The following is an 8,561-nucleotide window of genomic DNA, read 5'->3' on the forward strand; positions in this document are numbered from 1 at the left end:
GGGCCAGCCGATGCTCAACCCCGAATCGCGGTTCCTCAAAGAGATTCCACAGCACCTTATCGAGTGGCGGCGCACCGATCCGACACCGTCGTTCAGCGCGCCGGTCAGCGGTGCCGGCAGATTCGGCGCGCCGCGGCCGTCCCCGTCGCGCTCGGCGGCGGCAGGCAAGCGCCCCATGCTGGTGCTCGAGCCGGGCGATCGGGTCAACCACGACAAGTACGGACTTGGCCGCGTCGAGGAGGTCTCGGGCGTCGGCGAATCCGCGATGTCGCTGATCGACTTCGGCAGCGCGGGCCGGGTCAAGTTGATGCACAACCACGCGCCGGTCAGCAAGCTCTAGCACCCCGCCCTGGAAACGTACGTTTTGGTGCGTTCTACTCGAACTTCTTCGCCAAAACGTACGTTTCGGCGCTAGGCAGCTTGCGCAGACTTGGCCCACCGGCCAGTGGCCGGCAGCAGCACCAGCAGGATGCTGGCCACCGGCAGCACAGGAATCGCGTACACCGATGGCGGCAGCTTGGCGCCGGCCACGAACAGGCTCGAGAAGATCAACAGCGCGACAACCGAACCCACCACGATCAGCAGTCTGCCCATCCGGCGACGCAGCAGCAGCGCGATCAAACCGCCGATGGTGGCCGCCGCGGACACCGCGGTGAGAAAGCCGACGGCCACGCAGAACAGCCGGTCCGACCGCCACCAGCCGGTGATCAGATCGGTGGCGATGACGGCGGTCGCCCAGCCGGACAGAATGCTCACGATCGCCGTCGTGATCGCCATGTTCGGAGCCGCGGCTGACTGAGGCCGTCCCACCATGACGGGCTTGGCCCGCGGTATGTACCTTGTCTGCGGCTCAGCGCTGTCGGCCACGGGAATCTCGCCCGTCGGGTGACGGCGGATGATGTTGGTCTGCGGGTCCTGGCTGACGACGGGGATCTCACCCGTCGGGTGTCGCCGAATTATGTGTGGAGAGCTTGGAGTCTCGTCGCTGGCCACTCAGCCAGAGTAGTTGCCGGGGGCGAGTCCCCGTTTGGCCAGCCAACCGACCGGGTCGACACGGTCGGTGCCGTTGAGGAGAACCTCGAAATGCAGGTGCGGACCGGTCGAATTGCCGGTGTTGCCCATCTTGGCGATCTGGTCGCCCGCGTACACCCGCTCGCCGATGTTGACCAGCACGGCGCTGAGGTGGCCGTACAGCGTCACGGTGCCGTCCGAATGGCGAAGCTTCACCCAGATGCCATATCCCGCAGTGGGTCCTGCGTCGATCACGACGCCGTCGGAGGCAGCCAGGATCGGGGTGCCGATCGAGTTGGCGATGTCGATACCGCCGTGCAGCACGCCCCACCGGTATCCGAAGCCCGACGTCCACACGCCGCGGGTCGGCATCACGAACAGCGGCCGTGCCAGCCGTGCTTCACGCTCAGCGCGCTCCTGCGCGAACGCGGCGGCTTTGGTGATCTCCTCGGCGTGCACAGACGAGTTGGCCGCCGGCGCGACGGTCACGATCTGCATGCCGTCCACCGAGCCGCTGATGGCGCCGCCGCCCATGACGGACTGGTCAGCGGCCAGCACAGTTTCTTCGGGCGCCTTGTCGGTGGCGTTGGACATCGAATATGCGCCGGCCGCGGTCGCGCCGACAGCCATCGCAGCGACCATCAGCCTGCCCTTGACCGGAACGCCCTCGTCCTTGCGATGAAGGCCCCGGCGGCTGCCGATGTCGATGATGTCGGTGGCGGCCATGCCGTCGCTGACGTCGGTGTAGCTGTCGCGGTAGGCATGCGACGAGCGTCGTTCCTCGCGAGCATCGGGGCGGAACTGTGACGGCACCGCCAGGCGCAGAGGAGTCAGATCGTCGGTGTCGTGAAGATCGTCGAGTTCGGGCGCGTGGATGACCTGCGATTCGCGGTCGAACGCGCTGTTCTCTCGAAAGTCCAGGTCAGCCAGGTCGCCGAACTCGTTGAACGGAATGATGTCCGTGATTTCGGTGGCTTCTTCGGGGATTACAGAGACCCCGGTAGCGGTCCGGACGGGCCGTGCGTTCGTCGATACTCCGTTGGGAGGGGCGGACGAACGGTGCCGAGCCAAGCTGGAATGTCCTTCTGGTCGTGATCTGTTCGTTATCTAGACCAGAGGACGTTAACCAAACTCCAATGTTTGTGGCAACCCGAGCGGGTATTCCGCCGGGGATTGTGACGTGTATCACCTTCACCCGGCGGTGAGATCTACCACAAGAGCGGTAGGCGATGCCGAAGCTTTCGGCGCGTGTGGATAAAGTTCCCCCGAGCCCGTCAGGCGCAAACCTTCGAAGTCAACGACAGACAGCGAGTCCATGGATCTCTTCGAATACCAGGCGAAAGAGCTCTTCGCCAAGCACAACGTGCCCACCACGCCCGGTCGCGTGACCGTCACCGCCGAGGACGCCAAGGCCATCGCCGAGGAGATCGGCAAGCCGGTCATGGTCAAGGCGCAGGTCAAAACCGGCGGACGCGGTAAGGCCGGTGGCGTGAAGTACGCCGCCACCGCCGACGACGCGTTCACCCACGCGCAGAACATCCTCGGCCTGGACATCAAGGGCCACATCGTCAAGAAGCTGCTGGTCTCCGAGGCCAGCGACATCGCGGAGGAGTACTACATCTCCTTCCTGCTCGACCGCGCCAACCGCACCTACCTGGCGATGTGCTCGGTCGAGGGCGGCATGGAGATCGAGGAGGTCGCGGCGACCAAGCCAGAGCGCCTCGCCAAGGTGCCTGTCGACGCCGTCAAGGGTGTGGACCTCGCCTTCGCGCGGTCGATCGCCGAGCAGGGCCACCTGCCCGCTGAGGTGCTGGACGCGGCGGCGGTGACGATCCAGAAGTTGTGGGAGGTCTTCGTCGCCGAGGACGCCACCCTGGTCGAGGTGAACCCGTTGGTGCGAACTCCCTCCCTCGGGGAGAACGACCCAGGGCAGATCCTGGCGCTCGACGGCAAGGTCACGCTGGACGCCAACGCCGACTTCCGTCATCCCGAGCACGTGGAGTTCGAGGACCGCGACGCCACCGATCCGCTGGAGCTCAAGGCCAAGGAGAACGACCTCAACTACGTCAAGCTCGACGGTGAGGTCGGCATCATCGGCAACGGCGCAGGGCTGGTGATGTCGACGCTGGACGTCGTCGCGTATGCCGGCGAGAAGCACGGCGGAGTCAAGCCGGCCAACTTCCTCGACATCGGCGGCGGCGCCTCGGCCGAGGTGATGGCCGCCGGGCTGGACGTCATCCTGCACGACCCCCAGGTGAAGAGCGTGTTCGTCAACGTGTTCGGCGGCATCACCGCATGCGACGCCGTGGCCAACGGCATTGTCCAAGCGCTGAAGATTCTCGGCGACGAGGCCAACAAGCCACTGGTGGTCCGGCTCGACGGCAACAATGTCGACGAGGGCCGTCGCATCCTGGCCGAGGCCAACCACCCGCTTGTGACCGAGGTCGGCACGATGGACGAAGCCGCCGACGTCGCCGCCGCCAAGGCCGCTGAAGCAGCCAAGGCCTGAAAGGACTGACATGGCAATCTTTTTGACGAAGGACAACAAGGTCATCGTCCAGGGCATCACTGGCGGCGAGGCCACCACCCACACCGCGCGGATGCTCAAGGCGGGTACGCAGATCGTCGGCGGCGTGAACGCGCGCAAGGCCGGAACGACGGTGGCGCACAAGGACGTCAACGACAACGACGTCGAACTGCCGGTGTTCGGCACCGTCGTCGAGGCCATGGAGAAGACCGGCGCTGACGTGTCGATCATCTTCGTGCCGCCGAAGTTCGCCAAGGACGCCATCATCGAAGCCATCGACGCCGAGATCCCGCTGCTGGTGGTCATCACCGAGGGAATTCCGGTGCAGGACAGCGCTTATGCGTGGGCCTACAACGTCGAGAAGGGCAATAAGACCCGCATCATCGGGCCCAACTGCCCCGGCATCATCACCCCGGGACAGTCGCTGGTCGGGATCACGCCCGCCAACATCAGCGGCCCCGGCCCGATCGGGCTGGTGTCCAAGTCCGGCACGCTGACCTACCAAATGATGTTCGAGCTCCGCGATTTCGGCTTCACGACGTCCATCGGCATCGGCGGTGACCCGGTCATCGGCACCACTCACATCGACGCCATCGAGGCGTTCGAGAAGGACCCCGACACCAAGGTCATCGTGATGATCGGCGAGATCGGCGGCGACGCCGAGGAACGTGCCGCCGACTACATCAAGGCCAACGTCTCCAAGCCGGTCGTCGGCTACGTCGCGGGATTCACCGCGCCGGAGGGTAAGACGATGGGCCACGCCGGCGCGATCGTGTCCGGCTCGTCGGGCACCGCTGCGGCCAAGAAGGAAGCGCTGGAGGCCGCGGGCGTGAAGGTCGGCAAGACCCCGTCGGAGACCGCCCGGCTGGCCAGGGAGATCCTGCAAAGCCTGTAGGCGCTCCCGGTGTGAACTTGGCCGCAGGATTAGGAACGCGTTCTAGTTATCGATTAGCCTGACGAATTAACACCCGTCAGGAGGTCTGTAATGGTGGATCCGCGGACCCCAGTCGTCGTCGGCGTCGGTCAGTTCACCGAACGCATCGACGATCCGTCCTACCGAGGGATGTCGGCGGTCGAGCTGGCGACCCAGGCCGCGCGAGCGGCGCTGGCTGACACCGGAGCCGCCTCGGCGAGAATCGCGGCGGCGATCGACACGGTGTACGGGCTGCGCCAGTTCGAGATCTCGGGGCCGATGCCTGCGGTGCTGGGCAAGTCGAACAACTACCCACGCTCGGTGATGAATCGGCTGGGCGGCGATCCTGCCCGCGTCGTGCTCGAACCGGTTGGCGGACAAAGCCCACAGAAATTGGTCACCGAGGCGGGCAACACGATCGTCGCGGGTGATGCCGACGTCGTGATGATCATGGGCTCCGAGCCGGGTTCGACGGCGAAGTACTTCGCGAGCAGGGATGACAAACCGGACTTCAGCGAGCATGTCGAAGGGCAGCTCGAGGACCGCGGTCACCAGATTTTCAGCTACATCGACGAATACACGGTTCAGCACGGGTTAACGGGAGCTCCGGTCCAGTACGGCCTGCTCGAGAACGCCCGTCGGGCACGCCTTGGCCTGAGCGTGGCAGATTATCGCCAGAGGATGGCCGAGCTGTTCGCGCCGTTCTCGAAAGTGGCTGCCAAGAACCCGTTTTCGTCGTCGCCGGTGGAGCGGTCGGTCGACGAGATCGTCACCGTCACCGACGACAACCGGATGATCTGTGACCCGTATCCGCGCCTGCTCGTCGCACGGGATCAGGTCAACCAGGGTGCGGCGGCGATCATGATGTCGGTCGAGGCGGCCCGGCGGCTGGGCGTGCCGGAAGACAAGTGGGTGTACGTGCACGGCCACGCCGACATGATCGAGCAGGCGACGCTGGATCGCGTCGACCTCGGCGCCAGCCCCGCTTCGGTGATGGCCGCGCGAGAAGCGTTGTCGGTGGCGGGAATCGGCGTCGACGACATCGCCACGTTCGATCTGTACAGCTGCTTCCCGTTCCCGGTTTTCGTGATCTGCGAGGCCCTCGGTATCGAGGGTGACGATCCGCGTGGCCTGACCCTTACCGGTGGATTGCCGTATTTCGGGGGGCCCGGAAACAGTTATTCACTGCACGGTATTGCCGAGACGGTGAGCGAGATGCGCCAGGCATCAGGACAATTCGGCTTCGTCGGCGCCAACGGCGGCATCATGAGCAAGTACTCGGTCGGCATCTACTCCACCGAGCCCGTCGAATGGCGGACCGACCGCAGCGAGGAACTGAAGGCACAGATCGCCGCGTTGCCGAAGGTCCCCGTGACCCGGAATCCTGAAGGCGCCGCGACGATCGAGACCTACTCGGTGCGCTACGACTGGCCGATCCGCACCGGGATCATCGTCGGCCGCCTGGATTCTGACAACAGCCGGTTCATGGCCACCACCGAAGATGAGGATCTGGTGGCGCTGATGTCCGACGGTGATCCGCTTGGGGCCGCGATCAGTGTGAGGTCAACGGAGCACGGCAACCGCGCGAGTCTGGCTTAAACCCGCTGACTCAGATCCAAGCGCATGGCGTTACCGAGGGCGCCACGACCCTGACCGATCAGCCGAAACCCCTTGCGCTCGTACAAGTGTGCTGCGGGACTTCTTTGGTGGACGTTCAGCGTCAATGCCTTGCAAATTCCCGTGCACCGCAGAACCAACTCGTCAAGCAATGCGCCACCGACACCATTGCCGCGCATCTCCGGGACCACGGCGATGGTGATTTCCGGCAACGGCCCGCCATCGGTGTCGGCGGACCGCTTTCCGGATTGGCGGACCTGGCGGGACTGCATGCGGCGACACACGCTGCCGCGACCAGGATTACTGTCCATCGATTCCGCATCTAGAACAGCTTCGTCGATGTCGGTGTGAGGACGAAGCCGTGGTCTCCGACCTGGCATGCAGTCATGCCCTTGTCATCGACTGCGCACACCGCATCACCCGCGACCGTATTCAGTTTGTGCATCGGTGGTAGCACCGGCGGCGGGTCCTTCACGGCCGCCGCGTAACTCGGATCGCCGGTGATCGGCTCGACAGTCGTCTGCTGACCGCGACTCGCATCGACCGACCAAACGCCAGGGCCTTCATGCGGCATCGGCCCGCGGCAGCCCACTGTTTCGTACTCGACGTCGGGATAGGCGTTGCTAACGCAGATGAGCCCGTTGGGTGTGGAGAACCTGAAACCTTGTATGCGGGGGCGATTGATGGCCTCGTAAGAGCCGGAGGTGTCTTCGGTGTAGTTCGACAAGTCGGGAAAGCCGGCGATCGCCGGTGCGACCGTAGTGGTCGATTCCGTCGTCGCGGGTAACGATGGCACTTTCGACGACGTCGACTGGTTTGATACCGATTCACCGGACGGTGTGCATCCGGCGGCGGCAATAACAACGCAAACTGCTATCGGCGCGATGGCGATTCTCACTAGTACGTCCCCAATCCTCGGGTGTCGGAGTTCTGGATCTGGACAAGCTGAGTGCCGTAGGGATTCCACAGCGAGATGGAGGCATCGACGGAATCCCCTCCAGACAACGGGGATTGGTAGATGCCGTAGGCGCCGGGCTGTGACGTGACGAGTTGCGGTGTCGACCAATTGATTCCGTCAGTCGACGAACTGGTGAACACGTTGCCACTGTTGTCGTTGAAGGTGAGCAGCGCCTTGTTGTCGTAGAAGTGCACGTTCGGTTCACCGACACCGGTATACTCCGCAGGCGGTTGGAGGATAACCGGGCTGGTGGCGGGATTCTGGTTGGCCGAGAACGACGAGCCATTCCAGTACTGGTACTGAGAAGGATCCTCAATTGCGCCGACGGGTACACGCGCAACGTGCATTCCGTCGTTCTCCCTGCCGTCCTGGGTGCCGTACATGTAGACGTAGCCGTCATCGCTCGGCGAGAAGCTCTGCACCTGAAACGGTTGATTGTGATCGGGGCCCGTGTTCGACCACGTGGGACCCGCCGGTGTCCACGTTCGGCCGCCGTCGGTCGACTTGTACAGCTCCGAACTACGCGTCTGCCATGTGCCTCCCTTCCAGTTCTCGACGTTCATCACCGACGTGTACATGGCGTCGCCGTCGGTGAACGTCGACGTCGGGATCGTCGAGATGTCGCCGTGCGAGTTCGGGAACGGGTCGTTGACGATCTCGTCGACCACCCATTTCCCGTGCTCGTCCATCTTCCAGAAGATGATGTTGTTGTGGCCGCCGCGTTCGGGCCGTGGGCCGGGTCCGCCGCCGTCCTTCATGCCGACGGCTGTGTCGCCCTGGATGGTGTAGAGCCGCCCGTCGGGCGTCATCCCCATGATCGACAGGTCGGTGTTCGGCACACCCACACCGCCCTCACCCGTCTTCGGGTGACCAGAGCCCGCCAGGCTCTGCAGCCACTGCATCTGCGCGTTGTTGAGGCTGTCCGGGTCGATGCCGCCCGGCAATGGGTTGTTGCCGGGCAGCCAGCCCGCGTTGATCGCGCCGATGCCCTTGGCCACGGTTTGATCCGCCTTGAAGAATGCCTCGATCATCTGCTGGATCAGCCTGGTGTAGGTCGCGGCGATCGCGACCCATGGCGCGGTGTCGTTCGGCGGACGCGGTGTCACTACGCCCGCGTCGGACACGTCGAACATCGATGACGCGATCTCCACCCACGTCAGCAGAACATCGCGGCAGGCGTCTAATGCGTGTCCGCCTGACTGCATCGCCGCGGCCAGCGCCGCCAGTTTGTCGTGTTCGAGGCGTTGTTTCTGGATGTCGCGGTAGGCCTTCGCTATCGCGGCGTTTGCGCCGCGGCCAAACCAGCTCTCGCGCAACGTGTTCACCGAGCGCACCTGCTCGCCGATGATCGCGTCGAGGTCGGCGGCCTTTCGTTGTTCGGCCATGCCCGCGTCGACGACCCCTTGCGGGTTCTGCGCGCGGATCAGCGAGATCGACATCGGGCTTCCTGGACGGCGTGTGCCGTACCAGCGTAAACCGCCGGAATCCAGGTGCCTGGCACCAAATCACCGCTGACGGAAGAGGCGCGCTGCCCA

8 protein-coding genes and 1 pseudogene are annotated in these 8,561 nt (G+C 64.5%); 4 read left to right on the forward strand and 5 right to left on the reverse strand.

Annotated features, from left to right (window positions below; all coding sequences use genetic code 11):
* A pseudogene (locus VFH65_RS15310) lies at window positions 1-340 on the forward strand (ATP-dependent DNA helicase PcrA); the annotation flags it as partial.
* Window positions 341-411: 71 nt separating this feature from the next.
* Here the strand turns inward: VFH65_RS15310 and VFH65_RS15315 are convergent.
* Window positions 412-993, reverse strand: a complete 582-nt coding sequence (locus VFH65_RS15315) for a hypothetical protein (protein WP_414688430.1) — start codon at window positions 991-993, stop codon at window positions 412-414.
* Window positions 994-2,082, reverse strand: coding sequence for a M23 family metallopeptidase (locus VFH65_RS15320; protein WP_353322554.1), 1,089 nt, complete (start codon window positions 2,080-2,082; stop codon window positions 994-996). It lies immediately after the preceding gene.
* A 244-nt stretch (window positions 2,083-2,326) separates the two neighbouring features.
* Between VFH65_RS15320 and sucC the strand changes: the two genes are divergently transcribed.
* From sucC to VFH65_RS15335, 3 genes are all read left to right on the forward strand, one after another.
* Window positions 2,327-3,520 (forward strand): ADP-forming succinate--CoA ligase subunit beta, encoded by a 1,194-nt coding sequence (sucC, locus tag VFH65_RS15325; RefSeq protein ID WP_353322556.1) that lies wholly within the window; start codon window positions 2,327-2,329, stop codon window positions 3,518-3,520.
* 10 nt (window positions 3,521-3,530) lie between these two features.
* On the forward strand, window positions 3,531-4,433 hold the full coding sequence (gene sucD, locus VFH65_RS15330) for a succinate--CoA ligase subunit alpha (RefSeq protein ID WP_353322557.1): 903 nt from the start codon (window positions 3,531-3,533) through the stop codon (window positions 4,431-4,433).
* A gap of 90 nt (window positions 4,434-4,523) precedes the next feature.
* Window positions 4,524-6,050, forward strand: a complete 1,527-nt coding sequence (locus VFH65_RS15335) for an acetyl-CoA acetyltransferase (RefSeq protein WP_353322558.1) — start codon at window positions 4,524-4,526, stop codon at window positions 6,048-6,050.
* On the opposite strand, the gene VFH65_RS15340 is transcribed toward VFH65_RS15335, so the two are convergent.
* The 3 genes from VFH65_RS15340 to VFH65_RS15350 all read right to left on the reverse strand — a co-directional run bounded on the left by VFH65_RS15340 (window position 6,047) and on the right by VFH65_RS15350 (window position 8,465).
* Entirely contained in the window at window positions 6,047-6,340 is a 294-nt protein-coding gene (locus tag VFH65_RS15340) for a GNAT family N-acetyltransferase (protein ID WP_353322559.1), read from the reverse strand. The genes VFH65_RS15335 and VFH65_RS15340 overlap by 4 nt on opposite strands.
* Window positions 6,341-6,390: 50 nt before the next feature.
* Window positions 6,391-6,864 (reverse strand): hypothetical protein, encoded by a 474-nt coding sequence (locus tag VFH65_RS15345; protein WP_353322560.1) that lies wholly within the window; start codon window positions 6,862-6,864, stop codon window positions 6,391-6,393.
* A gap of 101 nt (window positions 6,865-6,965) precedes the next feature.
* Entirely contained in the window at window positions 6,966-8,465 is a 1,500-nt protein-coding gene (locus VFH65_RS15350) for a DUF4185 domain-containing protein (protein WP_353322561.1), read from the reverse strand.
* Window positions 8,466-8,561 lie beyond the last annotated feature (96 nt).

This window comes from Mycobacterium sp., assembly GCF_035697385.1.
In the GTDB taxonomy this organism is placed as follows: Bacteria; Actinomycetota; Actinomycetes; order Mycobacteriales; family Mycobacteriaceae; genus Mycobacterium.